The following is a 26,488-nucleotide window of genomic DNA, read 5'->3' as shown; positions in this document are numbered from 1 at the left end:
GGTTACTGCTTTCCTACTGGCCGCTCGTCACTATGGCAGATGGTATCGTAATCATCCCGGTAATAGCGCAATTCAACACAGGCTTCTTCGTAGCGCTGCTTCGCAGTCATAGCTGCCTGTGGATGGCTTTTATCGTTCATTTTTTTGCGCAAAGTCTGGCACATTTTTTCCTGGCGCTTAACCTCTAAAATATCTTCACAGGGTTTGCGTTCCAGTACTACACAGCCTTGCAGTGTGGCAGTTGCCGTTAAGGCAATAATGAGGTTTTTCATTTGAGTTCCATAAACTGACTTAAATCAGATTTGAGTTTTAAAAATTCAGTGGATTGTTGTTTACTAAGTGCAATGCCTTCCAGTATTTTTATGGTCTTTTTGGATTCTACTATGGTAACCAAATCCGGTTTTGTGGTCTGTTCCATTAATCGTGCAGCACAGTTGAGCAAATTCAGCGCAACATCGGCGTTAACTTGCGAATATTTTAACGCGTGACCAAAGGCTTCGAATGCTGCCTGGTATTTACCACCATTAAAGCAATCCAAGCCTTTTTGATTATAGTGTTCAAATTTACCACTTTGAGATTCAATTTCTTTACCAACCTGTTCCAACATATACTCGATGTTATCATCCAGCTTATAGTCGCTGTCTCTGAGCTCATTGGTTAGTGATTGAGCTTCGTCAAATTCACCGACTTTCACCATTAAACTAATAGTGTCTGGTGCCAGCACCATTGGCATCTGTTCAAATTTATCTTCTATTTCTTTTTGTGCAGCCGTGAGATTGTTTTTGGCCTCCAGGGATTTACCATCCAGTGAGTTAATACGCCCTGTCATCAGGTTGGCGAAGGCGTCATAACTGAATTCATCGCCCGAGCGGATAACCAGTTCATCGGTGCGTAAGCGCTGCAAGGTTAACATGGCTTCTTGTTGATACTTGTTCTTTTTGCCTTTGTCTTCCGAGTTTTCTGCAATATCGATTATAGACCGCACAAAGTTGCACATGTGGGCCAGGTCTCGGTGTACAGAACGTTTACTTTGCTCAAACAGTTCTTTGCAGCATTGCTTGGCAAACTCAAAGTCCTGATTAATGCGGCCTATTGCTGCGCCCATATATTGGCGTTTAATTGAATAAGGCGACATGTCTAATGCCAGCCGAATTTGCGCCATTGCATCAGTGTATCTCTCCAGCGCCATATAACTTTGCGCTAAAATGTCGTGACCTTCCAAGGCCAATAAACGGGCTGAAACGATTTGCCGGGCAAGTTTAATGCTTTCATCATATTCGCCCATTAATAATTTGGTTTTGGCCATAGCTACTTGTGCCCATGGCAAGTTTTTTTGCTCCAGTACCTCTGCAATTAAATCATGTGCGGCTTCGTAATCTTCAGTACGCCAAAATAGCTCGGTTAGCAACAGGATGATACTTTGGCGATATTTAGTGGCGCTTTCCAGTAAGGTTTTGCAGGCAATAATAGCGCTATCCCAATTCTGTTTATAAATTTCAATGTGAACTTTCTTTAAGGCTTGCTTTTTTTCGAAGGCTTTAGACAGGCGGTTGATTAATTGCGCCTGTGAAAAAGGCTTAATGATGTAATCATCCGGGTTGCGTTCAATACTGCCCAATACAATAGGGCGATGGCTGTCTCCGCTGACCATCATGTAAACAGTGTCGGCTCGGGCAAGCTTTTGAACTCGCAGTTGTTCAATTAATTGATAACCGTTCTTTTTGTTACTGCCCAGGTGAAGATCAGCAATAACCACATCAAACTTTTCTTTTTTACAATCAGCTACCGCACCTTCTGCACTTTGAACAATGCGCAGAGAGCGGACTCCTAACTTAGAGATAATACCTTTTAACATGAGCAAAAAAGGTCGTTGATCGTCAACGATAAGCACTCTTTTGTCGGTCAAATTAATTTTGGGCATTACATACAAAGATGTTTATTCAGAATGTAGCCATTAAAAATGAATGAGAACCGCTTCAAAAGCAAGAAAAACCACCAATGTCGTTGTTTTTTCGGGCAATTATCGAACATCGGTAGGTTCGACTTTAGTCAGACAGCCGTGGTTGAATTCAGGATTGTCGTCGACAAACCGGTCAGCCGGACAACGGAGGTTGAAATCAGGATTGTCGTCGGAATGAATTCCGACCTACAGGAAAAGTGGTGGAGGGGGCTGGATTCGAACCAGCGAAGGCAGAGCCGTCAGATTTACAGTCTGATCCCTTTGGCCACTCGGGAACCCCTCCAAAAGAGCGGCGTATATTAGCAGAAAAATTCCTGCTGTAAACTGTTCGTCATAAATAGTTTTGTTTTTAAAGAAATATCTACAATTTGCCGATAAGTGAGGTAGCAAATAGCAGTTGCTAATCAGGCACTATGGATACTAATCAGAAAACAACAGTAAATCCGGAAATCCGCCAGACGGAGTTTAAAGCCGGGCTGGGTAAAGCGTTACGTCATGGCTCACAGAGTGAGTTTGCGTTGCTGTTGTCTATGATGCAGCAGGATTTAACGCAACGCTTAAAGCTGGAAGGGGAAACAGAAGATAAACCCCTTGGCCTGATACCGATTGAGAAATTCAATTTTTATCCGCAAGTACCATTAAAAACCGAACAACAACATTATATCCGGCAACAGCAATTTGCCACAGCGGTCCAGCGCAATGATCTGCCATCCGCCAAACTGCTCGCTTATATGCATCCTACGCCTTTGTCACTGTACAATGATGTTAAACGTATTCCCGATAATGTTACGTCAAATTGTGATCTCTTTACTCAAATGAAAATAAAGGGCCTACAGGGGGAAAATATTCAGGTGGATGAAACGCTGCTCTATGACACGGTTAAAGAAGTCAGAGAAAAAGGCCTGGATTAAGCCAAATGCTTAACGATAGAAGAAATCCGCCAGAAAAAATCTGGCGGTGAGTTTATCTTGGGGGGATTATCAGAAACTGTAACTTACGTTGACACGCATGTTGCGCCCTTGTGCAGTAAAGTAATCTAAATCTGCATCAACTGCGTGACCAGCAATATTGTTATAACGAATGTACTCTTTGTCCAAAATGTTGTTGACCACAACACTGGCTTTTACAGCATCATTGAATGAATAGTCGAGTATCCAGTCAAAAACGGCATATCCGCCGGTAGCAGCATCGCCTTCATTAACTTTGTTCATCGCTCTTGCCCAGTTTAGGATAAAGTCTGAAGACCAATTATCACCAGAAATATTAATTCCCGCGGTGCCAGAAATTGGGCTGATACTCGAGATATATTCACCAGTGGTATCATCTTTTCCATCTTGATATGCAGCATTAGCAAACAAAGATACAGAATCATCGAAGTAATAGGTTAGTCCTAGTTCAGCGCCATCTATGGTTACTGCGTCGATGTTTTGATATTGAAATAGCAATATTTGTGTTTCTGCACCTGTATATGGGTCCAAAGCAGGCTCTGTTCCGATTAACTGGGTGGCCAAAAAGTTATCAAACTCATTGCGGAACATCGCAAACGTCATTGCAAGGTTACCAATATGACCCTTAACGCCAATCTCGAAGGTCCGACTTTCTTCAGGAGATAAATCTTCACTGGGTAAAAGCTTGTAACCGTATAAGGAGTTGTCGTGATCTATATAAGCCAGATCATATGAAGGGACTTTAAAGCCTTCGCCATATTGTACAAACGCGTTTAACCTTTCATTGATTCGATATAACAAGCCAGCATTTAACGAAAGATTGGAGTCATCAAAGTCACGATAAGCTTCTCCATCCGCTTTTATTGCACCATTTGCGTCCATGTCATAGCGGTCATAACGAGCACCCAAGGTCATCGTTGTTTTTTCGCTTAGCGTTAATTCGTCATTTATAAACAATCCCATGCGTTTAACATCAGTCGTGGGGAATTTATCATCGAGCAGCGGATAACCGGGCTTTGGAGTTCCTTCTACAGAATAAAGCTTCTCTGAAGTGCGACTGGCCTCTGAGTGTTCAATATCTAAACCATAACCAAGAGTGTGTTGCTGGTTTAATTTTAGCGACGCATTAGAAATAAATCCTACTGTCTTTTGCTCAAATACCCCGGTTTCCGACATGTCTCGTTTTTCTACTGTGCCAAACATGGGGGCATTGATGTCTAGATAGCCGTATTCAACATCAGTTTGTTGCGTGTCATTGACATAAACGGCGACATTCAATACATCATAAAATGATGTGTTGTTCTCGCTGTGAAAGCTCAATTTAACTGAGGTGTTTTCTTTATCACTGGTGCTGTATTCATCAACAATTTGATAACCGTAATCTGCAAGAGTGCGGAAAGGGCCTAGTAGTGCATTTGCCAGCTTTCCTTCTGTATCTTGTTGCCACCAGTCAGCCATTAGATTCACGCTGGATTTATCACTAAGATTATATTTGGCTTTATACATAGCACCAGTGGATTCAATATCTAAGTCAGGGCGTGTTTCCTGGAAGTTCTGTACTTCATGGCCTTGCCTTTCAGTAAGTGTAATCAAGTGTTCAAAGTTACCCGTTTTAAATGCCAGGGTACCTGATACGTTGGCCTGTTCACCAGAATCCGTGTATGCGGCTTTTATTTTTCCGGCAAATGACTCGCCATCAGCCAAATAATCAGATGCATCTTTGGTGACAAAAACGGCAATCCCGCCTAATGCATCTGAGCCATATAGGGAGGAAGCTGCCCCTTTTGCAACTTCCACCTGTTTAACAATACCCACATCAATAAAACCACGACCAACGATGTCGTTCGCCCCATTAGCACCATAGCCTTCGTTGACTCGCATGCCGTCTTTAATGATGAGTATCCTGTCACTACCCATACCTCTGACAACGATGTTCTGAGCGCCTCCAGTAGACCCGGTAACCTGAATGCTCGGGTCATATTTAAACAATTGACTCATATCAGTAATAGCCTGATGTTCAATATCGTCAGCATTGATAACAGAAACACTGCCGCTAACGTCCTTTAATGGTTTTACAATTTTACTGGTGACAATCATCACCTCTAAATCTTCTGCAATGTCGTTAGTTTGTTCAGCTGCAGATATTGCAACAGAAGCAGAAGTAAAGACTGTGGCAAATGCCAGACAAAGCGGGGAAAACTTGTACATTATTATTCCTAAATTAATTATGCGCTAAGAAAAATCATGAGAATGATAAGGATTCTCATTTGTTAATTCAATAATAAAAATGCGAATCATTTCTATTAGCATTGAAAGGTTTGTCGTTATTTGATAAATTTCGCCGCAATTCAAAACCAGGTTGATATAACTGTGACTATCCAATTTATCGAGGCCTTGATGGCCGATGTATCCGAGATTCTGTTAACTCCAGTCATTCTCACAATCGTATTTTTGTTTGGCTACGCATTATTCGCTTCAGGGCGGTTTCTATCGCAATTCTTAATAAGACGTAGAAATCGGATTAATTACGTGCGCCAACTAGAGGGCAATAAACCTGCATGGCTCGCGGGTTATCCAGTGCATAATTATTTCGTTAAAAATCCATCAGCTTCGGAAGATGAGTTGGAAGTCTTTGCATTGAAAAAGCTGGAGGCTTTGCGAGTGGTAACCCGAGTGGCCCCAATGCTGGGGTTGATAGCAACAATGATACCCATGGGACCAGCATTAAAATCACTAGCCGATGGCAATATTCAAGGGATCAGCGAAAACCTGATAATCGCGTTTGCGGCGGTGATATGGGGGTTAGTAATTGCAACTCTGACCTTTTGGCCTGCATCAGTGAAGAAACGTTGGTGTGCCGTTGAACTTATTAATATTCGAAAATTTAAGGGAATTGCCTGATGCGTTTTTTAGACGAAGATGAAGAGCTAAATCCCATTGTCAGTGCTGTTAATTTAGTGGATGTGTTTTTAGTTGTCATTGCAGCATTACTGATTTCGATTGCGCAAAACCCACTCAATGTGTTTACCAGTGACGATGTAACTGTGGTGAAAAATGCCGGCAAACCCAATATGGAAGTCATTGTAAAAAAAGGCAAAGAGATAACCCAGTATGAATCTACCGGAGAGGTTGGTTCTGGTGAAGGTGTCAGAGCTGGTACAGCTTACAAAATGGCCGACGGTAGTTTTGTATATGTTCCTGAAGGTGATGACAGCAAAGGAGTACAAAAGTGAAACGTACATTAATGCTTGTTTTGATTTTCAGCGTCAATCTGTTGGTATCTGCAAAAGAGCAAAAACCACAAGTCTTGTTAATGATGTCCAGTCATACATCCGCTGCAAAAGGTACATTATTAGAAGAATTGGCTGCAGACCAGCCCTTTTCGTTGACCCGTTACAACGACAAAGATAAAACTGAAGAGGAAAAACAACAGGATTGGGCAAACGCAGATTTGATCCTGCTGGACGGTATTAATCCGGCCTTGTCTAAATTTATGTTTGCCGATTTGGCACCGTATTTAAAACAATTTCCGGATGTACCGGTGATCTCTCTTGGAGATTTGCAAAACAAGGAGATGAATCAGGGGCTTAGCACAGAGCAAAGAGCAACCATTGGCAGCTACTTTGGAAATGCGGGTCGTACTAATTATCAAAATTTAATGTTTTATCTGAGTAATGAGATTTTTGAACTCAGTGAGGTTATTTATCGCGATCCCATAGTCGTTCCTGATGTTGGTCTTTACCATCCAGCTTTTGCTGGACAGGTTACTAGCGATGAAAGCGCTTTTTTTAGTTGGTTAAACAGTAGTCCCAACCAACCTGTTATTGCCATGGCAATACACCGCTCTGTTGTGGACTATGAACAACAGCAAATTGTCGATGCTGTAATTGAAAAACTGGAACAAAAAGGCGCAAAAGCATTTGGTTTTTTCTTTGAGGGAAATGATGAGTCATTGTCCTATCCCGAATTACTGATGGATGATGAACAAAATACCCGGGTCGACTTGTTGATAAATTATCGAGCTTTACATTACGTGGATAAACGTCGAGCTGAGTTTGAAAAAATTGGTGTGCCAGTAATGCATGCTCTTAATTATACTGAAGGTAGTGAAGCTGATTTTGAGCAAGATGTTGCGGGAATTTCGCCATCGCTGACGCCTTTTTTTCTGGTGATGCCAGAGGATACAGGAAGTATGGATCCGACTATCATTGCCGCCAATGACAAGGGCATTAAGCGGGTAATGGAGCCACAATTAAATGCATTAGTCGAGAGAGCTTTCAACCATGCACGTCTACCACATATTAAAAATCAGGAAAAAAAAGTAGCAACTTTTATCTGGAACTATCCTCCGGGTGAAAAAAACATAGGAGCAGCCTTCCTGGATGTACCAACGTCTATTGTCAACATTGCAAATCAAATGCAATTACAAGGTTATGACGTCAACGTACAAACAAAACAGGAGATTATCGACAATGCAGGTCAAATACTGAGACCTTATTACAGAAAGGAAGATAGTGCTGCGTTGATTGAAAAAGGTTTGGCAGATTGGATGCCACTGCAAACTTATTTGGCCTGGTTTAACGCGTTACCTGAAACTATAACCCAACCCATAATTGAACGTTGGGGACAACCCGAGGATAGTAGCATGCTTCGGGAAAACGAGGGTGAATTAGCTTTCGTGATCCCACGCATGGATCTAGGCAACCTCGTTGTCTTGCCGCAGGGGGTAAGGGGAGAAGATGCCAAAGAACACGCATCTTTGTACCACAGTACAAAAACCCCGATAAACCATAGTTATTTAGCCTTGTATCTGTATGCCAGAGAAACCTTTGGTGCTGATGCGGTTATTCATTTAGGAACCCATGGCTCACAGGAATGGTTAACTGGTAAAGAGCGCGGCTTGTCTGTTTATGATGCGCCAAATCTGGCAATTGGAAATATTCCGGTATTTTATCCTTACATCATTGATAATGTTGGCGAGGCCATGCAGGCAAAGCGTCGAGGACGAGCCACCATGATCAGTCACCTCACTCCCGGATTTGCCAAGGCAGGTTTATATGCTGAAGTCGCTGAGTTACGTGACCTCATTAACAATTATATTCTGTTGGCAGAGGGACAGACCCAAAGCAATACACAACAGGAAATTATCGGCAAAGCTACCGAACTTAATATCCTGAGTGATTTAAAACTGACTGCTGACGAGCTCATTGTCGATTTCGACACGAACCTGAGCCAGATTCAGGATCACCTCAATCAAGTAGCAGAGCAAAGTCAGCCTTTGGGAATTCATATATTTGGGGAACTACCCAAAGATGCCCATCTTTACAGTACAATTTTGCAAATTATGGGCGATGAATTCACTGAGATTGCCTCTGAATACGAGAAAGCGCAGGGGTTGGCTATTCCTGACCAATCAAGATTGGACGAGCGGAATGTGACCCGCTTAGAGGCTTTGCAGGGATATCAGGTCTTACAGGCCTATCTCAATAATCAGGAACTACCAGGACTTCCTGAAAAGCTTCTGTTGCAGCTACAGGATGCCAAAGGGCACTGGCTGAACTTTCAACAGATTGCAGAATTAACTAATTTACTGGGTGCCCTCAATGGTGACTACATTGCGGTTAGCCACGGCGGTGATCCAATTAGAAATCCTCAAGCCGCTCCGACTGGACGTAATTTAATTGGCTTTAATCCCGCCAAAGTACCTTCCAAAGAAGCCTATGAAGCGGGCGTCACCCTGATGGATCAGACTATCGCAGATTATGTTGCTAAACATGGACGTTACCCTCAAAAATTAGCATTTTCGCTTTGGTCGTTAGAAACCATGCGCCATCAGGGAGCATTAGAAGCGCAAATATTGCACGCCATGGGGTTGAAACCCAAATGGAACCGAATGGGTAATGTAACAGGAACCGAAGTAATACCCTATTCGGAGTTGGGTAGACCGAGGATAGATGTGGTTATCTCAGCTACAGGTCTCTATCGAGATGCCTTTCCTAACGTAATGTTATGGATGGCAGAAGCTATAGATAAAATTGCCAAAATGAAAGAGGAGAATAACTTTGTTTATCAACATGCTTCTGCGCTAAAACAGGAGCTGCTGGAACAGGGTAAATCCGAAGAGGACGCAGACTACCTAAGTTCAGTGCGTATATTTTCCAATGAGACCGGTAACTATGGAACTGGACTGGCGGCGTCTTCATTGGCATCTGATACATGGGAAACCGATGATAAACTAGCCGATTTATATTTACGTCGCATGGGCTACGCGTATGGCAAAGACGAAAGTCGCTGGAGTGAGAATGTCACTGACTCGGAGCTATACAGCAAGGTGTTGTCTGGCACAGATGGTGTGATCTTTTCCAGGTCGACAAACCTGTATGCATTAATGACTAATGATGACCCATTCCAGTATTTTGGTGGTATAGGCCTGGCGGTCAGAAGCCTGGATGGTAAAACTCCGGAAATGTATGTGTCTAACTTACGTCGCAAAGACAATGTTAAAGCACAAACCATGGAGGCTTTTTTGAATCAAGAAATGCGCAGTCGTTATTTTCACCCTCGTTGGATACAAGCCATGCAGGCATCCGGATACGCAGGTGCTACCGCGATTTTAGACCGAATGAATAATATGTGGGGGTGGGAAGTAATGACCCCCGAAGCTGTGCGTGATGATCAGTGGCAGGAGTTCTTTGAAGTTTATGTAGAAGATAAATACCATCTTGATATGCAGCAGTTCTTTGAGAAAAACAATGCCGAAGCCCTTGCTCAAATCCTGGAAAGAATGCTAGAGGCCGTTCGCAAGGAATACTGGAATGCAGACGAAGCCACCCTTAAGAAAATGGTAGAAGCTTACACGGATCTGGCAAACAGATATGATGTGGCTACTGACAACACTAAGTTTACTAGCTATGTAAATAGCTCTGCCAAAGGCTTTGGATTGGAGCCTATTATTTCGTTGTCTGATCCTGTGGCACCGCCAGAAGTAGCCTCAGTACAGCAAAAACAACAGGTTGCAGGTCAAAAACTGGAGCAAGTTCAAAACTCTTCCCATGAGTTCACGCCAAATTATTTGCTTTGGTTTTCAATTCTCGGCGTTTTCTTGTTAGGTGTTTTTAGTCCTTTGGCTGAACGCAGGTTAATTGAACCTCAGACAGCCTGACTGATAGGGGAAGTGACTGATAGGGGAAGTGACTGATAGGGGAAGTGACTGATAGGGGAAGTGACTGATAGGGGAAGTGACTGATAGGGGAAGTGACTGATAGAGGCTGGGAGTGCCTTTTCAGTCACTAAACCGCATAATTCTTTTAATTTTAAGTATATACCCAAATCACCTCAAGATACTGTTTCAGAGCTATCACAGCACTTTCAGTACAAGGCGCATGTGAGAAGGAATGTCGGCTACCTTTCAATCACATGCAACACAGTAATGGAAGTGCTGTGCAGCTCCCGAAGGGCGTGGCTAAAAAACGTTTATACTGCATTAAAATGACTTGACGTGAGAGCAACCATGCCTACGTCATTTTTACTTGTCTAAACGTTTTTTATCTCACGCTGAAAGCTAGCATCTTGAGGTGATTTGGGTATAAAACCAACTCTATTTAAACGAAAACTTACGAGGTTCTATTCAGGCAACACTGCTTAAACTTTTTGCCGCTATTGCAGGGGCAGGGTGCATTTCTGGAGAGTTTGATCTTGCCTGAATCTGCCTGCATTTGACCGCTAGTGTATTTCCAATGCTGTTGCTGCAATTCAAAATCAGAAATTTCATGCATCTGATAGACATTACCGGCTTCTTTGTAAAAAGCCACAAATTCTACCTGAGCAGACTGTTCAGAAGTCTCTCTGAAAGCAATTACCTGTAAGCCTAACCACAGAGAGTCACCCGCAGAGCTTTTGAGTGCCTCTATTGTTAAACTCTGCCGTTGCTCTGAGCCATAGGTGTCCAGTATGTATTGGAAGTTATCTGTACAGTAAGCTGAGAACCGGGAGCGCATCAGCTGTTCAGCATTTTTTGCTCTGGTATCACCACTCAGTATGGGACCACAGCACAGCTCGAACTTTTCACCACTACAACAATAACAATCCTGCATAGAGACACCCTGAATTAAAATCAGTGCAGTGTCTCATTGTCCTGGATGTTTTCCAATAAGATGACCTGAACTTTATTTCTGTGGCTTAGACTTTGAATACATTCAAATTGCGAGTCGCTCAGTTGGTTTTTCTCAACTACGATAGCGCTGCAATGACCTGACAGGATAATGCGTTGCAAAGATTCAAACTGACAGTGATGAGATTTAAGCTTCACTTGTAATACTGGTAAATGTGAAGCTCTGAGTTTAATTTCGTCATTCAGGAAATAAATCCAACGCTTTTGCCGAATCAACCCTAAAAACAGGGCTCTCAGCTTTGCCATTTCGTCAAACTGGTAACCGATGGACTGATTTGTATTGATTGCAACAGTTGCCTGAACATTGTTCTGAGTATCCACGCCTTCACTTAATGTGCTGTTAGTGTGTTTGATGCCTGACTCGATTAAAAACATAACAAATACCTGTATAGAACACTGTATGGGAAAACAGTAATACTGTATTTGAATCCAGTCAAGTTAAATTTTGCATAAAGTTTAAACTAAAAGAAAGGCACTCCAGATGAGCCTGAGTAACACAGGTAAGAAGTTATATACCCAAATCACCTCAAGATACTGAAAGCTAGCATCTTGAGGTGATTTGGGTATACAGTGAGTTTTTCATTTTTTAACTGTTTTACGAAACAAGACGGTTTGCACCGATTTAAGGCGTGTACTTAAAAGCAGTAACAGCAAAAGCCAATAGATTAAAGGCTCAGGATCTATGGATTTTACAGACCATATAAAGTGTAATGCGATGAGTAAACTGGCCGGATAAATCAGCTTGTGTAGCTTTAGCCAATGCTTGCCTAGTTTACGCTGCATTGCTCGTGGTGAAGTGATTGCAAGAGCAAGCAGAATTAAAAAGGCACAGATCCCAACCGTAATGTAAGGCCGCTTAATAATGTCTTCCACAAAGGTGCTGATCGCCAGCTGAAGATCAAACACCAAGTAATTGCTCAGATGCAACAAAGCCCAGCTAAAGCTATATAGCCCAAGCACGCGTCTGATTTTTATTAACTGCGGTTGCTTTAAAAACCTGGCTAGCGGCGACACCAATAAAGTGAGCAGCAACAGATTCAATGCCCCTATGCCGGTAAAATGAATAATGGTTTTAACGGGGTCTGCTCCCAGGTTATCGGTAAAGGCCCAGTAGTACCAAACGAATAAGAAACTCAAATTTAGCAGATGAATTACTGCCTTAAGGGCAGTAACGGTTTTAGGGGTTACGCGTACCATATATTTAGAAGTTTCTGACCAAATCCAGGTTTTTATAGAGTGATGCAACATCGCTGTAGCCATTAAAAAGTTGGGTTTCGATGCGTTTGCTGCCTAACAGGCCACCGCCACCGAGACGCCGCTCAGTTGCCTGCGACCACCTTGGATGCGATACCTTCGGATTGACATTGGCATAAAAACCATATTCGCTGGGCTGTAGCAGATTCCATGTATTTGGAGGTTGCTTTGAGGTTAAGCGGATCCGCACCACCGACTTAATACTTTTGAAACCGTATTTCCAGGGCACCACCAAACGAATTGGGGCACCGTTTTGCGGCGGCAGTGTTTTGCCATACAAACCCACTGACATCAGCGTCAAAGGGTGCATGGCTTCATCTAAACGCAAACCTTCCAGGTAAGGGTAATCTATACCACCACCAACAAACCGGCTTTTTTGTCCCGGCATCTCTTCCGGTCGGTGTAGTGTTTCAAAGGCAACATAGCGAGCTTTTGACGTGGGTAGGGCTTTGTTAAGTAATTTGTGTAAGGGAAACCCAAGCCATGGGATCACCATAGACCAGGCTTCTACGCAACGAAAGCGATAGATTCTTTCTTCAATATCGAAACTACTGAACAAGGCGTCATAATCAAGCTTCAGCGGCTTTTCAACTTCTCCGTCAACAATAAGCGTCCAGGGATTTACCGTTAAGCCTTGGGCATTGGCTTTTGGATCGTCTTTGCCAGTACCGAATTCGTAAAAATTATTATAGGAAGTGACTTTCGATTCAGGGGTTTTATTGTCTTCTGCCTGGTAGCGAGGATTGCTTAGATATTGCAGTGGTTGAGTTTCAAACTGTGGATCATCGCCAAATAAACTGAAGGCGTTAGATTGAGAAGGTTGAGAAAGCAGGGCGCCGGCACCAACAAACCCCATGGATTTAAGTAATTTGCGACGATTCTTAAACAGAGTTTCGCTTGTTACATCGTTTTCAGTTAGTGTCTGAGAAGAAAGTTTTAATTTTGCCATCTACAAAAGCCGATCATCTATTTTGTTTATGCTTACGTATAAGACCTGCTTTGGCTTAAAAAAATCTCTGAAGAAATTGAAAAACTACAATGGCGAGTGAATTTTATCCAAAATATCGGCGGCATATTTTAATGCAGCATTGATATCCTTGGCGGTTAAATGGCGTTCTAACTTTTTGCGCGCATCCACGGCTTCATCGATATTCTGGCAAACCGCGAGGCTAAACCAGGCATAGGCATGGAACAGGCTTTTAGGCACGCCATTACCTTGTACAAACAACATCCCCAAATACAATTGTGCTTTAGCGTGTCCTTGCATTGCTGCTTTGCGCAACCATTTAGCGCCGAGGTAATGGTTTTTTTCGTGTTTTATATAGTGAATGCCGGTAGCAAACTGTTTGTGAGGCAGTTGGTCAGGTGTCTTGCCTTTGGCTCTTTTTTCCAGTACCTGGATAAGATCGTCAATGCGTTCCAGCAGGGACATTTCCAATTGGTGGGCCTGTTGAGAATGCAGAAGTCCCGGTGAGTGATGGATATCGATGTCGGCAGAATATTCAAACTCTTCTATGTCGTTGTCTTCTTGCTGTTGTTCTGAGTCATCTTGCTCCTGAGATGGCGCTGGCTTGGACGAAGTACTGAGAATATCATCAGAATAGTCTGAAGTTTTTTTATCATTGTCGTTCTGCTTTTCTGAGAAAACTTCCTCTTCAGTTGAGTCATCGCTGTCTGAGATTAACAATTCTTCGCTTTCAATGTCATAGCTGTCTTCCAGACTAAACTCAGGCTCTTCCAAATCGTTCTCTTCTTCCAGACTGAATTCAGGCGAGCCGTTATATTCGCTGACATCACTAAAGATATCCTGCTCGAATCCTACATCTTTTTGTCTTTCTGCTTCAGCCATAATAGGTAAACCATGTTGTTCTTTATATTCATCCGCTGATTTTGAAATATCTTTAACAAACAGCGGATTATTAGCGCTTTTTGACTCTTGCAAAGGTCACTATTAAGTTTAGTAAAACTGGCCGTGATTGATACCTTGCATTTTAGGTAAAAACAGGTTGCCGTGCATTCTCGATGCAAATTCGTCTGTCATACCGGAAATATAATCGGCAATTACCCGAATTTCTGCACCGCGTTCCTTGGCTTTGTACCAACGCTTTTGGGTGTTTTCAGGCAGCAGTCGTTCAGGATCAGAGGCAAAGGCGTTGAATAGTTCCATCACTACCAGTTGTCCCTTGTATTCCAATTGCTGAATTTCTGACTTTCTAATCACTCGTTGAAAGACAAACTTTTTAAACACACCAAGGGCCTTTTCAAATTCTTGAGGGAAGCTGGCGTTGTATTTTAACAAAGGCTCAACAAAGGACTCATGGGTTTGTGTGACTTCAATTTTGGTAATAAAAGCATTTACCAAAGCGCCAATGGCATTTTTGCGTTCATGGGGAAACTCGCTGAAAAGTAAATCACTCAATTTCGGGAGTTGTTCGTTTAACCAGTGGGCCTCACGGATCTCACTGATAGGTTCCACCAGTTCTTTCTCGAATAAGCTTTGGTTAACAATGCCCATGACTATGGCGTCTTCCAGGTCGTGAATGCTGTATGCAATATCGTCTGCCAGCTCCATTATCGAACAATCAAATGACTTAAATTGCGTTTTTTGGTGAAAATTAGGTTTCTTTCCCGGTTTACTTTGAATGAGTAGGTTTCTGTCAGCCTCAGTTAAGGTGTCCAGCATCCATTGCAGGGCAGCATTGTCATCATCGTACAGTCCCTTAGGTGGGTGCCAGTCACCGGCTTTTACGCTGCGGAAATCTGAGATAGGCTCTGTGGGATAGCTCCCTTTTAATTGCTCAATGGTTCCAGGGTATTTAACCAGTCCCAATATGGTTCTGCGTGACAAATCCATACCATGTTCCGCGGTGTAGGGTTCCAGCCGCGTTACAATTCTGAAGGTCTGGCCGTTGCCTTCGAAACCACCATGCTTGTGCATCATGTAGTTTAGAGCTACCTCGCCGCCATGACCAAAGGGCGGGTGACCAATATCATGAGCCAGGCAAAGTGCTTCGATTAAAATGGGATCCAAAGCCAGCTCAGTCATCAACTGTGGGTATTTCATTTGCAGTTGTGCAGCAATACCCTGGCCAATTTGTGAAGCTTCCAGAGAGTGGGTAAGCCGGGTTCGATAAAAGTCACCGATGCCAATACCTAAAACCTGAGTTTTGGATTGTAAGCGCCGGAAGGCGGCTGAATGCAGAATACGTGCTTTGTCACGTTGAAACGGTGTGCGGTGATCTCCTTCACGCACTGTTCGGTTATCAAACCGTCGCTCATGCCATTGATTAGTCAATGCAAACCCTCTTGCGTTTTTGCTTACGTTACTGCGCTGTGCAAAGCGGGTCAAGAGGGGGAACAGATATTCTCATACCGGAAATTATCAGTTATTCCAGTTCCTGGGTAATTTCATCCAGGCTGAGTAAAAAACTGGGGACATAGGCTTCAAGAAAATACTCTACTTCAGGTGAATGGTAATCCTTTAACGTTTGATCCATACGCTTTTTTGCCAATTTAAACTCTTTATTGCCAGCAGCCAGTTCTTCCAGAGTTTTCAGGTAGGCGCAGATTACGTCGGCGGCTTTTACTAAAAAGGCTTCTTCGCTGCTGTGATGTTGTTGGTCAATCAATGCCGCGTAGTCTTCGCGAAACTCTTCCGGCGCCATATCAATGAGTCGCTGTTCAGCGATTTTTTCAATCTTTTTATACTCTTCTTTAATGGCGTTATTAAAGTATTTAACCGGATTGGGTAAATCCCCGGTTAACACTTCAGACACATCGTGAAACAGGGCAATAGTCGCCACTCTGTTGGGATCCACTTTTCCGTCGTAGAAGCGGTTTTTAATCAATGCCAGGGCGTGAGCCACCATCGCCACCTGAAGACTGTGTTCCTGAACATTTTCCTGATGAACGTTGCGCATTAAAGGCCAACGTTGGATCAGTTTCATTCTGGCCATGTGTGCGAAAAAGTGGCTCTTGGTATGCATATTTAATGATTAATCCTGTATGTAAGTTGAGAAAAATTCTTTGATGCCGTCAATAGCCGGTACCAATTGATCCTGATGGGGTAAGAACACCAAGCGGAAATAAATACCTTCGAAAAAGTTAAAGGCACTACCATGCACCAGCAGCACTTTTTGCTGTCGCAATAGATCCAGAATCATGCGTTCGTCATCGCGGATCTGAAATTTCTTTTCATCTACTTTGGCAAAGCAATACATGGCGCCCTTGGGTTTAACGCATTTGATACCCGGTATGTCATTCAGCATCTTAAATGCAATATCCCGCTGAGTGCGAAGTCGCCCACCTTCGGCAATTAATTCATTAATGCTTTGGTAACCGCCAAGTGCGGTTTGAATCGCATGTTGGCTGGGAACATTGGCACACATGCGCATTGATGACAATATGTTAAGGCCTTCTATATAACCGCTTCCCAGGCGTTTGTTGCCGCTCAAAAACAGCCAACCGGCACGAAAACCCGCCACCCGATAATTCTTCGACAAACCACTAAAGGTAGCAAAGAAGATGTCATCCGCCAGACTGGCAATAGAGATGTGTTTGGCTCGGTCATAAACAATTTTGTCGTAGATCTCGTCACTGAATATCATCAGGCCATGCTGTCTTGCTAGCTCAATGATTTCAAGCAGCAACTCTTTGCTGTATACCGCACCGGTGGGGTTGTTTGGGTTGATGATGACAATGGCTTTGGTGTTCGGGGTAATCTTAGACTTTATATCTTCAATATCCGGGAACCAGTTAGACTTTTCGTCACAGCGATAATGTACCGGCGTTCCGGAACTCAGGCTAACCGCAGCAGTCCACAGAGGGTAATCCGGGGAGGGGAGCAATACTTCATCGCCATTGTTTAACAATGCTTGCATGGCCATCACGATCAGTTCGCTAACGCCATTGCCGATAAATACATCTTCTATTGCAATATTCTTAATATTGCGTTGTTGGTAATACTGCATTACTGCCACGCGGGCTGCATAAAGTCCATTGGCATCTGCGTAACCTTGCGAGCTGGGCAGGTTGTGGATGACATCTTTAAGGATATCCTCAGGCGCTTCGAACCCGAAAGGCGCTGGATTACCGATATTTAACTTTAATATACGATGACCTTCATCCTCTAATCGTTTAGCTTCACTCAAAATTGGGCCGCGAATGTCGTAGCATACATTATTGAGTTTATTGGACTTTTCAATTGTTTTCATTTGGCATTTGTACTCCTTGCATTTGTGCAAGATTAAACAAACAGTGAACCGCTGTTAAGTGATTCTTTTAAATTTATCGGTACAATTTATAACAATTAGTCAAAAGTTTAATTTGATTTTCAAATTAGACGTGGATAATAGGGCGCGAACACAACAAAAACTTGGGAGAAAGCATGGAAATACAGCAAGAAGTACTGATTGCCTGGGGCATTAAAATTAGCCTCGCTTTGGTTATCCTGTTGGTGGGTAACTTTATCGCAAAAACCATTGTTAAATTGGTTAAAAAAGCGCTGACTAAAAAACAGATAGATGCGGCTGTGGTCAGTTTTGCTGGCAGTATCATCTATGTAATTGGTCTGTTGGCGGTTTTAATCGCCTCCATGTCTCAATTGGGCATAGATACCACTTCTTTAGTGGCGGTGATTGGTGCCGCGGGCTTAGCTATAGGTTTGGCGTTACAAGGTTCATTATCTAATTTTGCATCTGGTGTTTTGATTGTGGTATTGCGTCCCTTTAAAGCGGGCGATTTCGTGGAAGTGGGCAGCAAAATGGGCACCGTCATGGAAATAAAACTGTTTGCCACCAGGTTAAAAACCCCTGACAACAAAATCGTTATTGTGCCTAACTCCTCCATTACCGGGAATGCCATCACTAACTTTTCCACCCAGGATACTCGCAGAGTGGATTTACTGATTGGCATTAGCTACGACGCTGATATCCGTAAAGCCAAAATAGTGATTGAAGAAATTGTCGCCGCAGATGAGCGGGTACTGAAAGATCCGGCCTGGACTATTGCTGTGAGTGAGTTGGCAGATTCATCTGTTAATCTGATTGTACGCCCCTGGGTAAAAACACCAGATTACTGGCCTGTCTATTGGCACCTGATTGAAAATATAAAAATAAAGCTGGATGAAAATGACATCACCATTCCGTACCCTCAAATGGACGTTTATCTGCATAAGACAGAAAATTAATCTTTTATTGGGAGCGTATTAAGCTCCCTTTCGCAATACAAAAGAGTACACACAATGAAAAAATTATTATTGGTTGCAGCGTTAGCCACATGTGGCTATGCAAATGCTGATGACACTGAACAAAAAGCCTTTACCTTAGACGGGGAGTTGGGTTTAATTTTTACCACAGGTAATACTGAAACTACATCGGTAAAAGGGCGCTTGAGTGCCAGCCACGAATTAGAGATGTGGAGTAATGAGTACCTGATTGAGGGGCTGTATAAACAAGAAGAAGTTGAAAACGAACTGGGGGAAGATGAGAGCCAGACTTCCGCACAGCGTTATTTCCTCTCCGCCCAGGGTAATTACAAATTAGAAAACCCACAAAATCGCCTGTTTGCGTTTGCTTCCTATGAAGATGACAGATTTACCAGTTTTAACTACCAGTCCACCGTTGCTGCCGGTTGGAGTAGTGTGTTTTTTGAGTCATCAACCCAAAAGTTAACTTACAGTATCGGTCCGGGTTATTCTTTTGCTGAAAAGGATGACGGCGAGGACGCCAGTGGCTTTATCGTTCGTGGCGCGTTCGACTATACCTGGAAAATATCAAACTCAGCGAACTTTAAGCAAAAGTTGAGTACTGAAGTTGGTAGCGACAATACAAAATCCAAGTCTGAAACCTCGATTTCGGCAAAAATTGCAGAAGCGCTTTCGATGAAATTCTCAATTATTTTAAAGCACAACTCTGAAGTGGATGCCGGTGTTGATAACCTTGACACAGAAACCGCAGCCACGCTGGTTTATACCTTCTTTTAAGCTTTATCTGAGTGAGCCTGGTGGCTCACTCAGGCATTTGACGACCTGTTGCAGCGGATTCTGCTTGTTGCCAGGTTCCCGTCGATAAATTATTTGGCGAATGATTTTCCAGCGTGAAGCGCCAGGGAAAAGCCTGTTTTAATAATAATCCGGTTACAAGGCTAAATCGCCAGAATCGCTCTGCACCATTGAAATAGGGTAACAGTGGATGTTCCCATAATATTTCTGCGTTGCCGGTCATAGTAAGTACATCGCCGGAAGCAAAATCAATAAACAAAAGTCCTGCCGCAGGGTTTATTTGAAAATTCCCAAAAGTGTTAAACACCTTGTTGCCACTAAAATCGGGAATTAATAAGGAATTGTCGTCCTCTATTCGAACAAACCCCGGGACTCCGCCCCGATGTGAGACGTCTGCACCGTAGGCCACGCCGTTTTGAATTGAACGTCCGGCTGAGCTGGCCACGAAAAACGTGTCCGCTTGCTCAATGATTTGATTTATCTCGCCGCCAAACCTATTAAACTGCTTTGTAATTGTCTGTTTTTTTAAAGAGACCGCTTCTCTGGAGCGCGTATGAATATACTGCGGACAGTTGCCAAAGGTTTGCAGTACATTCAGATTAATTTGGTTGCTACTGGTGCCGGATACCACTGCCGAAAGTCGGTTCCTCCTTTTGGTTTCCAGCTCGATACCTAATAAGCCAACCGGAAATTCAGTCATTATTGACTTATCAAACAGCGTCAGTGATTCTGCCAATGGATCGCCTGCAAGAGGAGTTGCGGTTAAAACCAGCTTTTTATCCGAGGGCGTGCGAATAAATCCGGGCTGGTTGCTGAGTACAGAAGCCCATACCTGGCCGTCGATATCCTGGTGCCCTAAAAATACCATTGGCAGTGTTTGATAAAATAGTCGGTGCTGCTCTGGCATATGATCCCGAATTATTCTTTCACTCATACGGGCAACCGATTCTGCAACACCCAGCTTTTCCTGAACGCTGATTTCACCGTGGTGAAATAATGGATATGTGGTCATCAGAGAGTCCTCTTAGTTTTTTCTATGTTACAGCTATTTAAAAATCAGGACAGTAGCAAAGAGTTGTTGTGGAACTGAACATTGCTACTGAGCTTTATTTCACTGCGCTGTTAATTATGAATTCAATGCTTTCTTTGCATCTGTTTCAGTAGTCGGCATGGCAACAAATCCAGGCAATTGTTCCACTCTGGACAGCCAGGCACAAACTTCCGGAAATTTAGACAAATCAAAACCGCCTTCCGGGGCATGAGCTGTATAACTGTAAAGTGCGATATCTGCGATGGTTTGCCGCTCCCCGACCAACCAATTTCGGCCGGTTAAATGTTGCTCCATAACGGATAGCAATGCACTCGCCTTGTCTAATGTACTGTTGTGATCGAGTGGCGCGCCAAATACGGTAACAAGGCGTGCCGCTGCTGGGCCATGTGCTAATTCATTAGCTGCTTTTGAAAGCCAACCCTGAATTTGCGCCATTAGTTCAGGTATATCTGGGTACCATGAACGGCCCTGGTCATATTGAGTTGCAAGGTACACCAATATGGCGTTTGAATCCGCAACTACCCTGTTACCATATTCTAAAACTGGTACTTGTCCAAACGGATTTTTAGCCAAATAGTCTGGTTTTTTATGGCCCCGGTTTGCAAGGTCTACCGGAATAAGTTCTACATCAAGGTTTAACAAACTGGCAAACAATCTCGCTCTGTGAGCATGTCCCGATAATTCAAAATCATATATTCTCACCATAAATTTCTCTCTGTGTTGTTAATGTTGATAAGAGTTTAAATTTATGTAGATTGGAGATAAATTAGCTAAACATTAAAACACTATCTACAAAGCGTGGATAAAGGGCGGCAATGGACAAGATTCAATTGATGCGGGTGTTTTCGGTAGTGGCCCGCAACGGAAGCTTCACCAAAGCAGCCAACGAGCTCAATATTGCAGTGCAGACGGTGAGCAAGTATGTAAAGTCGTTGGAAGACGATTTGGGAGTACTGCTTTTTAATCGCACTACCCGTAAAGTGACACTGAATGATACCGGTACAGCCTATCTGGAAAAATGTGTCGATTTACTTGATCAAATTGATGAGCTTGAATCAGCAATAAAAGTGACCCACAGCGCACCCAAAGGGCGTATCCGTATTTCAGCACCTACGTCGTTTGGTGAACTACATCTGGTGCCAGCGATCCGGGATTTTTTGGTGTTATATCCGGATATCAGTGTCGATATCGATCTGTCTAACCGCCGTGTATCTCTGGTTGAAGAGGGGTTTGATATGGCATTGAGAATTGGAGAGTTGCCAGACTCAACAATGATTGCCCGCAAGTTAAGTGCAATGCGTATCGTGGTGTGCGCAGCCCCTGAATACCTTCAACACTTTGGCAAGCCCGCGCACCCTGAACAATTAACAAACCACAATTGCTTTGTAGACCACAACCTCAGACAAGGTCGTAGCTGGCGATTTTTGGAAAACAAACGGGTATTCAAAATAGACGTAAAGGGAAACTTTGAAGCTAACTCTCCCGGCTCTATGCGACGCATGGTGTTATCTGGCCTTGGGATAGGCTTGTGCCCAATGTATGTTATTAAAGACGACATCAGGTGCAATAAAATTGTCCCGTTATTGGAACAATATGAAGCATATCAATACGGCGTTTATGCACTTTATCCGCACCGCAAACACTTATCTCATCGTGTCAGAGTATTAGTTGATTTTCTGGCTGAGCGATTTCGTCAGGAAGACTGGCTACCACCTGTGTAAATGGTTTTATTATCAGGATAACTTGCTTTCGGTATCTTATTTTAGTCATATAGATCCGATACTTTTAAAGTTTGCTATGTTTAAAGACAGAGTGACTTAGGAAATCAAATGAGACGCCCACATCTCACAAGTATTCAATTAGTACTTCTGACACTACTGTTATCCTGCTTGAGTTCTTTGCCGGCAACTGTAATTGAGGTGGAACGCGATGGCAAAATTATCGAGTACCACGGATATCAAAATGCCAGAGGGGCTTGGGTATTTAATGCTGAATCCGACAAAAAGATCAGCATGGCGACATTGGACTGGTTGCCTTACATTGGTGAGAATGTCTGTGGTCAGGGATGGGTGCAGCAATTGGTGGTAGGAGTTTTTCTACAACTGGATTATCAGGTACACAGTTATTTTGTTCCATGGAAACGCGCGGTTGCCATGACAGAACGAGGCTCGGTAGATATTTTGTATCCTGAATATGCAATTGCTCCGAATGCACCTTCTGACATTTTTCCTGATAAGAACCGAGATGAGTTATTAGTTTTATCAGAGCCATTCTCTGGTGGAAATGTCGCGCTTATTAAACGAAAAGATCACGATTTTGAATTTAGTGGCGATTTACTATCACTTAAAAATCAAACTATCGGTGTCGTCTCAGGTTATGAAAATTCGCCGGAGTTTGATGCCCTGATGGAGGAAGGTTACTTTCATACCAGCCCTGCGGTTGACGACTGGACGAATATCAAAAAACTCCAAAAAGGTAGAATAAACTTTATTGTCGCCGACCCTTTAGTGGTTAACTACAGCGTTGCTCAGAACATGAACTCTGATGAAGCTATGGCCTTTAAGAATAGCGTTGATATCCTGGAGCCATTTCTCGCTGTACAACCGCTTTATCTGGCATTTTCAAAACTAAGGCCTGAGCATTTACGCCATAAAAAAGCATTCGATAAGGTGCTGGTATCATGGCGAGAATCCGGTAAATTAAAAGCCCTCAGAGATAAATGGGGCAATAAAGCTAATGAAGGAAGGTTGTGCAATATGAATTAACCGTTAAGCGCATTGTAAAAACTTCGCAACTCACTCAAACTAGCCCAAACACAGCCCAATACACACTGTAATCAGAGGCCTTATTTTGCATTTAATCGTTACTCAACCTGCTGAATCTGAAGAGTTACCCTGGACAACATTAAAGCGCCAGGCGCAACGCATTGGGCATCATATCGACCAGCAAGGCGATAAAATAGTTAAAGTGATTACAGAATTGCCCACTCAGCCATTGGCCATTAAGTTAGTTACTGCTGCAGGCGGAGTAGGTGACCAGGTAACACAGCTTACCAACGCTGAAGTGTGTGTTGAAAAAGTTCTGGATACCTCATCTGAGAACCGTGTTCAGGGAGTCACCGTTTGGTGTATGAGCAATCGCTTTTTCGCTAAAATGCTGGCTCCAAGATTAAACCTTGAAGAGAACGATGCTGCGGAATTAGAAAATATACAGGAACAGTGTTGTTGCCTGATTGCGTTGAAACCCAACAGTATGACGCAATTGCCTGTAAAAATTGCCACCTGTATTCCGTCGTCAGCTTTACCATCCACCTTTTCCTATGAAACCGAACAGGGCACAGAACAAAGGGACAGACCGGCATACTATTACAAACAGGCGGGTGTAATTCCATGGCGTAAGGTAAACGGAGAATTACAGGTAATGCTGATAACATCCAATAAAAATCGCTATTGGGGCTTTCCCAAAGGTGTGATGGAGCCGGGCGAGTCTCCTGAATACACTGCAGCTGTCGAAGCTCAAAGCGAAGGTGGCGTATTGGGAGAAGTCGGTGCCCGCATTGGGCAATTTGAAGTGCCCAAGTGGGGGGCCTTTTGTACAGTCGATACTTTTGCCATGCAAGTTTCGGAAGTTTTACCCCGCAACGTATGGCAGGAAAATCATCGCAATCGCCATTGGTGCAGTATTCCGTTAGCTAAAGGATTGGTAAGAGACTCAGGCTTTGTTGAGTTGCTAAACCAATTTGAACTCTCGATGCAATAATATTTGTATTGTATGGGGCCACAGTAAGCCAATTCTGTTTTGCTAGTTGCGGCAAAATATCACGCCCAAAGCTCCACCTGACGCAATAAATTTTGCAGAATTGTTATTTTTCCTTGATCTTTTAGTTAATAAATGACAACGTTGTCATTAATGTGTACTGTCTCTTTTTTGGACACTGTCTGACTGAGTCGCTTTTTATTTGTTCTGTTGCAAATAAAAATGACAGCGTTGTCAGTTGTTTTGCTAGATAAACAATGTGTCCTTATAAAACAGTGCTGAAGTTTTACAGGTTGCTTGCCGACTGGTGAGCAAAGTTTGGAGCGACAATATGTTTGCAAAATTCACGTTAAAATCCAAAGTATTGCTACTGGTGATCGTTATAACGGCTTCTATGTCCAGTATTGCGTTGCTCGGTTTGCATGCGCTAAAAATCGCCAGCGAGCAAGACAATATTGCCCGTATAGAGCAGCTCTTCAAGAGCACCTATTCAGCAATAGTACAACTGGAAAAGCTGACTGTGTCGGGTAAGTTACCGGAAGACCAGGCCAAGATGATAGCGGCCTCAATACTACAAGAGAACAAATATCACGATTCTGAATACGTCTATGTAGTAGATGAAAAACTGGATTTTATTGCCGCTCCACATGATCCCCAGTTATTGGGCACCAGTTTCAATGACTTTAAAGATGCCAAAGGCAACAGTATCGGTGCCCTGGTAGAGCGCGTTGCCAAGAGAGGCAATGGCAAAATGGTCAATTATGACTGGACCTCAAAGCGTGAAGGAGAAGTCGTAGAATTAACCTCGGTAGTACAGCGCACGCCGACCTGGGGCTGGTATGTCGGTACAGGTATTAGTTTTAAAGAAGTGGATGCCAGATACTGGTCAATTGCCCGGTGGTTAGTGGGCTTGTCCATGGTAATTGCGGTGGGAATTGCGTTTTACCTTTACTATTTTGGCACCAGGTTACAACAAGATTTAGGGGCCGAAATTAAACAGGTGGTGTCTACCGTAAGTAAAGTTTCAAAAGGCGATTTAAAAGCTGATCCCTTTGAACACGAGTTCCGTGAAGACAGTATTATGGGCTCTATAACTTATATGCGCAAAGCGCTTACGGATGTAGTGACTAATATCAACAGTGTATCCAGAGTGCTAAAAGAACAGGTAAAAGAGTCCGAAGAACAATCTTTGCACCTGGACAAATTAACCAGCTCACTAAACAGCGAAACAGAAACCGTGGCTCGCTCGATTGAAGAAATTGCGACAACGGCACAGACCGTAAACGAAGATGTTGCCAGTACTGCAGTAGCCATAAATGCAGCGAAACAAAAAGGTGATGAAGCCAGCGAGTTGACCCAGGAATCCACAAACACCATTACGGAGCTGGAGAGGCAGATCGAAAAAGCTGGCGAAAGTATTCATGTATTAGGCGAAGAAGTGCAGGGCATAGAAGGCGTTTTACACGTTATTCAGGGAGTTGCAGAGCAAACCAATTTGCTGGCACTTAACGCCGCGATTGAGGCAGCCAGAGCCGGCGAACAAGGGCGAGGTTTTGCTGTTGTGGCCGATGAAGTCAGGAATCTGGCAAAGCGCACCTCTGAAAGCACTCAGGAAATTCACAATATGATTGAGCGCTTACAAAAAGTGGCGCGTGATGCGATTGAATCGGTTGAAACCAGTATCAAAACCAGTGAGCACAGCGTCTCTTGCTCATCACAGGTAAGAGAAGCCTTAGATGAAATGTTCACCCTGATCGAAGATAGCGCTCAAAAGAGTCAAAACATCGCTGTTGCATCGCAGCAGCAATTACAATTAGCTGAATTGGCTAATACGCGTATCAGCGATATTTCTAAAATGAGCCGGGATACTGCGCAGGTTTCCCGCAGTGCTCACGATAAAGCCGACTTAATCCGCCAATCCTCTGAAGAACTACAGTCGGAGATGATGAAATTTCAAATATAATGGAACTGGTAGTATACCCGGTGAATAAACTAGGGCGAGAGCATGAGTGCTCATTTAGTGACCATAGTGTCCAGAATTTGAAAATTTTCATTTAGAAACAAAGCCAAGCTGATTCGTTGATAGCCTCGGTTAGGTTGAAATTTGTTCGAAGCCCGGTCACCTTAAGGCGCAGTTGGCGCCCCGACAATGATTCATATCGAACGAAAGTGGTTGAACTATACTGCGGCGTCGAAATAAATTTCGACCTACCAACAAACTCAAAATTGGAGCCTGTAGGTAGGTTGAGTGTTTCAATATCGATAATTTAAGACGTAGCCAAAATAAGTTGGTTCTGACTTCGGTTAGGTCAAGCTATGTCCGAGTGTCGCTAAAAAATCGTTTGTGACC

The 26,488-nt window shown here is 43.3% G+C and carries 23 protein-coding genes and 1 tRNA gene; 10 read left to right on the top strand and 14 right to left on the bottom strand.

Annotation, left to right across the window (positions count from 1 at the left end; all coding sequences use genetic code 11):
* Positions 1-2: 2 nt before the first annotated feature.
* The 3 genes from ACXAD8_RS04180 to ACXAD8_RS04170 form a co-directional block, all read right to left on the bottom strand.
* Positions 3-272, bottom strand: a complete 270-nt coding sequence (locus ACXAD8_RS04180; protein WP_475225269.1) for a hypothetical protein — start codon at positions 270-272, stop codon at positions 3-5.
* Entirely contained in the window at positions 269-1,921 is a 1,653-nt protein-coding gene (locus tag ACXAD8_RS04175; RefSeq protein ID WP_475225267.1) for a response regulator, read from the bottom strand. Before ACXAD8_RS04175 ends, ACXAD8_RS04180 begins: the two co-directional genes overlap by 4 nt.
* A gap of 237 nt (positions 1,922-2,158) precedes the next feature.
* Positions 2,159-2,243, bottom strand: a tRNA-Tyr gene (locus ACXAD8_RS04170).
* Between the two features lie 130 nt (positions 2,244-2,373).
* Between ACXAD8_RS04170 and ACXAD8_RS04165 the strand changes: the two genes are divergently transcribed.
* Positions 2,374-2,871 carry a VC2046/SO_2500 family protein gene (locus tag ACXAD8_RS04165; protein ID WP_475225265.1) on the top strand — a complete coding sequence of 166 codons (498 nt, stop codon included), beginning with the start codon at positions 2,374-2,376 and terminating at the stop codon, positions 2,869-2,871.
* A gap of 69 nt (positions 2,872-2,940) precedes the next feature.
* On the opposite strand, the gene ACXAD8_RS04160 is transcribed toward ACXAD8_RS04165, so the two are convergent.
* Positions 2,941-5,115 carry a TonB-dependent hemoglobin/transferrin/lactoferrin family receptor gene (locus ACXAD8_RS04160; RefSeq protein WP_475225262.1) on the bottom strand — a complete coding sequence of 725 codons (2,175 nt, stop codon included), beginning with the start codon at positions 5,113-5,115 and terminating at the stop codon, positions 2,941-2,943.
* Between the two features lie 321 nt (positions 5,116-5,436).
* Between ACXAD8_RS04160 and ACXAD8_RS04155 the strand changes: the two genes are divergently transcribed.
* Genes ACXAD8_RS04155 through cobN form a run of 3 tightly spaced genes read left to right on the top strand, consistent with a single transcriptional unit; the run spans position 5,437 to position 10,069 of the window.
* On the top strand, positions 5,437-5,808 hold the full coding sequence (locus ACXAD8_RS04155) for a MotA/TolQ/ExbB proton channel family protein (protein ID WP_475225260.1): 372 nt from the start codon (positions 5,437-5,439) through the stop codon (positions 5,806-5,808).
* Complete coding sequence (locus ACXAD8_RS04150) at positions 5,808-6,140, top strand: DUF2149 domain-containing protein (protein WP_475225258.1); 333 nt, start codon at positions 5,808-5,810, stop codon at positions 6,138-6,140. Before ACXAD8_RS04155 ends, ACXAD8_RS04150 begins: the two co-directional genes overlap by 1 nt.
* On the top strand, positions 6,137-10,069 hold the full coding sequence (gene cobN, locus ACXAD8_RS04145; protein ID WP_475225255.1) for a cobaltochelatase subunit CobN: 3,933 nt from the start codon (positions 6,137-6,139) through the stop codon (positions 10,067-10,069). Before ACXAD8_RS04150 ends, cobN begins: the two co-directional genes overlap by 4 nt.
* A gap of 451 nt (positions 10,070-10,520) precedes the next feature.
* Here cobN and ACXAD8_RS04140 read toward each other — a convergent pair whose 3' ends face one another.
* From ACXAD8_RS04140 to ACXAD8_RS04105, 8 genes are all read right to left on the bottom strand, one after another.
* Positions 10,521-11,000 (bottom strand): YchJ family protein, encoded by a 480-nt coding sequence (locus tag ACXAD8_RS04140; protein WP_475225253.1) that lies wholly within the window; start codon positions 10,998-11,000, stop codon positions 10,521-10,523.
* Between the two features lie 20 nt (positions 11,001-11,020).
* Entirely contained in the window at positions 11,021-11,452 is a 432-nt protein-coding gene (locus ACXAD8_RS04135; protein ID WP_475225250.1) for a hypothetical protein, read from the bottom strand.
* A 204-nt stretch (positions 11,453-11,656) separates the two neighbouring features.
* The gene (msrQ, locus tag ACXAD8_RS04130; protein ID WP_475225247.1) at positions 11,657-12,274 is read right to left on the bottom strand and encodes a protein-methionine-sulfoxide reductase heme-binding subunit MsrQ; all 618 of its coding nucleotides are present in this window, start codon (positions 12,272-12,274) and stop codon (positions 11,657-11,659) included.
* A 4-nt stretch (positions 12,275-12,278) separates the two neighbouring features.
* Positions 12,279-13,280: a protein-methionine-sulfoxide reductase catalytic subunit MsrP gene (gene msrP / locus ACXAD8_RS04125; protein WP_475225244.1), complete on the bottom strand. Its 1,002-nt coding sequence runs from the start codon at positions 13,278-13,280 to the stop codon at positions 12,279-12,281.
* An 84-nt stretch (positions 13,281-13,364) separates the two neighbouring features.
* Positions 13,365-14,273 carry a tetratricopeptide repeat protein gene (locus ACXAD8_RS04120; RefSeq protein WP_475225241.1) on the bottom strand — a complete coding sequence of 303 codons (909 nt, stop codon included), beginning with the start codon at positions 14,271-14,273 and terminating at the stop codon, positions 13,365-13,367.
* A gap of 15 nt (positions 14,274-14,288) precedes the next feature.
* On the bottom strand, positions 14,289-15,626 hold the full coding sequence (locus ACXAD8_RS04115; RefSeq protein ID WP_475225238.1) for an anti-phage deoxyguanosine triphosphatase: 1,338 nt from the start codon (positions 15,624-15,626) through the stop codon (positions 14,289-14,291).
* A gap of 91 nt (positions 15,627-15,717) precedes the next feature.
* On the bottom strand, positions 15,718-16,317 hold the full coding sequence (gene yfbR / locus ACXAD8_RS04110; protein ID WP_475225236.1) for a 5'-deoxynucleotidase: 600 nt from the start codon (positions 16,315-16,317) through the stop codon (positions 15,718-15,720).
* A 9-nt stretch (positions 16,318-16,326) separates the two neighbouring features.
* On the bottom strand, positions 16,327-17,544 hold the full coding sequence (locus ACXAD8_RS04105) for a pyridoxal phosphate-dependent aminotransferase (RefSeq protein ID WP_475225233.1): 1,218 nt from the start codon (positions 17,542-17,544) through the stop codon (positions 16,327-16,329).
* 173 nt (positions 17,545-17,717) lie between these two features.
* Between ACXAD8_RS04105 and ACXAD8_RS04100 the strand changes: the two genes are divergently transcribed.
* Both ACXAD8_RS04100 and ACXAD8_RS04095 read left to right on the top strand, forming a co-directional pair.
* Complete coding sequence (locus tag ACXAD8_RS04100; protein WP_475225230.1) at positions 17,718-18,518, top strand: mechanosensitive ion channel family protein; 801 nt, start codon at positions 17,718-17,720, stop codon at positions 18,516-18,518.
* 54 nt (positions 18,519-18,572) lie between these two features.
* A complete protein-coding gene (locus tag ACXAD8_RS04095) occupies positions 18,573-19,313 on the top strand; it encodes a DUF481 domain-containing protein (protein ID WP_475225228.1) in 741 nt (246 codons plus the stop codon).
* A 25-nt stretch (positions 19,314-19,338) separates the two neighbouring features.
* On the opposite strand, the gene ACXAD8_RS04090 is transcribed toward ACXAD8_RS04095, so the two are convergent.
* Together ACXAD8_RS04090 and ACXAD8_RS04085 are read right to left on the bottom strand one after the other, a co-directional pair.
* Positions 19,339-20,343: a hypothetical protein gene (locus ACXAD8_RS04090; RefSeq protein WP_475225225.1), complete on the bottom strand. Its 1,005-nt coding sequence runs from the start codon at positions 20,341-20,343 to the stop codon at positions 19,339-19,341.
* A gap of 114 nt (positions 20,344-20,457) precedes the next feature.
* Positions 20,458-21,087, bottom strand: coding sequence for a glutathione S-transferase family protein (locus tag ACXAD8_RS04085; RefSeq protein ID WP_475225223.1), 630 nt, complete (start codon positions 21,085-21,087; stop codon positions 20,458-20,460).
* 110 nt (positions 21,088-21,197) lie between these two features.
* Between ACXAD8_RS04085 and ACXAD8_RS04080 the strand changes: the two genes are divergently transcribed.
* The 4 genes from ACXAD8_RS04080 (at position 21,198) to ACXAD8_RS04065 (ending at position 26,101) form a co-directional block, all read left to right on the top strand.
* On the top strand, positions 21,198-22,103 hold the full coding sequence (locus tag ACXAD8_RS04080; protein WP_475225220.1) for a LysR family transcriptional regulator: 906 nt from the start codon (positions 21,198-21,200) through the stop codon (positions 22,101-22,103).
* A gap of 108 nt (positions 22,104-22,211) precedes the next feature.
* The gene (locus tag ACXAD8_RS04075) at positions 22,212-23,147 is read left to right on the top strand and encodes a substrate-binding periplasmic protein (protein ID WP_475225218.1); all 936 of its coding nucleotides are present in this window, start codon (positions 22,212-22,214) and stop codon (positions 23,145-23,147) included.
* An 85-nt stretch (positions 23,148-23,232) separates the two neighbouring features.
* The gene (locus ACXAD8_RS04070; RefSeq protein ID WP_475225215.1) at positions 23,233-24,141 is read left to right on the top strand and encodes an NUDIX hydrolase; all 909 of its coding nucleotides are present in this window, start codon (positions 23,233-23,235) and stop codon (positions 24,139-24,141) included.
* Positions 24,142-24,469: 328 nt separating this feature from the next.
* Positions 24,470-26,101, top strand: a complete 1,632-nt coding sequence (locus ACXAD8_RS04065; RefSeq protein WP_475225212.1) for a methyl-accepting chemotaxis protein — start codon at positions 24,470-24,472, stop codon at positions 26,099-26,101.
* The last annotated feature ends 387 nt before the right edge of the window (positions 26,102-26,488 follow it).

Source organism: Planctobacterium sp. AWH2_060 (assembly GCF_056158425.1).
The sequence above is the reverse complement of the archived record's forward strand: the minus strand, read 5'-3'. Positions and strand labels throughout refer to the sequence as shown.

Bases quoted from the DNA above. Each gene is read 5' to 3' on its own strand.
- ACXAD8_RS04165 (WP_475225265.1), top strand. From the start codon at position 2,374: ATGGATACTAATCAGAAAACAACAGTAAATCCGGAAATCCGCCAGACG.
- yfbR (WP_475225236.1), bottom strand. From the start codon at position 16,317: ATGCATACCAAGAGCCACTTTTTCGCACACATGGCCAGAATGAAACTG.
- ACXAD8_RS04085 (WP_475225223.1), bottom strand. From the start codon at position 21,087: ATGGTGAGAATATATGATTTTGAATTATCGGGACATGCTCACAGAGCG.
- msrQ (WP_475225247.1), bottom strand. From the start codon at position 12,274: ATGGTACGCGTAACCCCTAAAACCGTTACTGCCCTTAAGGCAGTAATT.
- ACXAD8_RS04105 (WP_475225233.1), bottom strand. From the start codon at position 17,544: ATGAAAACAATTGAAAAGTCCAATAAACTCAATAATGTATGCTACGAC.
- ACXAD8_RS04150 (WP_475225258.1), top strand. From the start codon at position 5,808: ATGCGTTTTTTAGACGAAGATGAAGAGCTAAATCCCATTGTCAGTGCT.
- ACXAD8_RS04175 (WP_475225267.1), bottom strand. From the start codon at position 1,921: ATGCCCAAAATTAATTTGACCGACAAAAGAGTGCTTATCGTTGACGAT.
- ACXAD8_RS04095 (WP_475225228.1), top strand. From the start codon at position 18,573: ATGAAAAAATTATTATTGGTTGCAGCGTTAGCCACATGTGGCTATGCA.
- ACXAD8_RS04140 (WP_475225253.1), bottom strand. From the start codon at position 11,000: ATGCAGGATTGTTATTGTTGTAGTGGTGAAAAGTTCGAGCTGTGCTGT.
- ACXAD8_RS04135 (WP_475225250.1), bottom strand. From the start codon at position 11,452: ATGTTTTTAATCGAGTCAGGCATCAAACACACTAACAGCACATTAAGT.
- ACXAD8_RS04160 (WP_475225262.1), bottom strand. From the start codon at position 5,115: ATGTACAAGTTTTCCCCGCTTTGTCTGGCATTTGCCACAGTCTTTACT.
- ACXAD8_RS04080 (WP_475225220.1), top strand. From the start codon at position 21,198: ATGGACAAGATTCAATTGATGCGGGTGTTTTCGGTAGTGGCCCGCAAC.
- ACXAD8_RS04100 (WP_475225230.1), top strand. From the start codon at position 17,718: ATGGAAATACAGCAAGAAGTACTGATTGCCTGGGGCATTAAAATTAGC.
- ACXAD8_RS04180 (WP_475225269.1), bottom strand. From the start codon at position 272: ATGAAAAACCTCATTATTGCCTTAACGGCAACTGCCACACTGCAAGGC.
- ACXAD8_RS04065 (WP_475225212.1), top strand. From the start codon at position 24,470: ATGTTTGCAAAATTCACGTTAAAATCCAAAGTATTGCTACTGGTGATC.
- ACXAD8_RS04075 (WP_475225218.1), top strand. From the start codon at position 22,212: ATGAGACGCCCACATCTCACAAGTATTCAATTAGTACTTCTGACACTA.
- ACXAD8_RS04090 (WP_475225225.1), bottom strand. From the start codon at position 20,343: ATGACCACATATCCATTATTTCACCACGGTGAAATCAGCGTTCAGGAA.
- msrP (WP_475225244.1), bottom strand. From the start codon at position 13,280: ATGGCAAAATTAAAACTTTCTTCTCAGACACTAACTGAAAACGATGTA.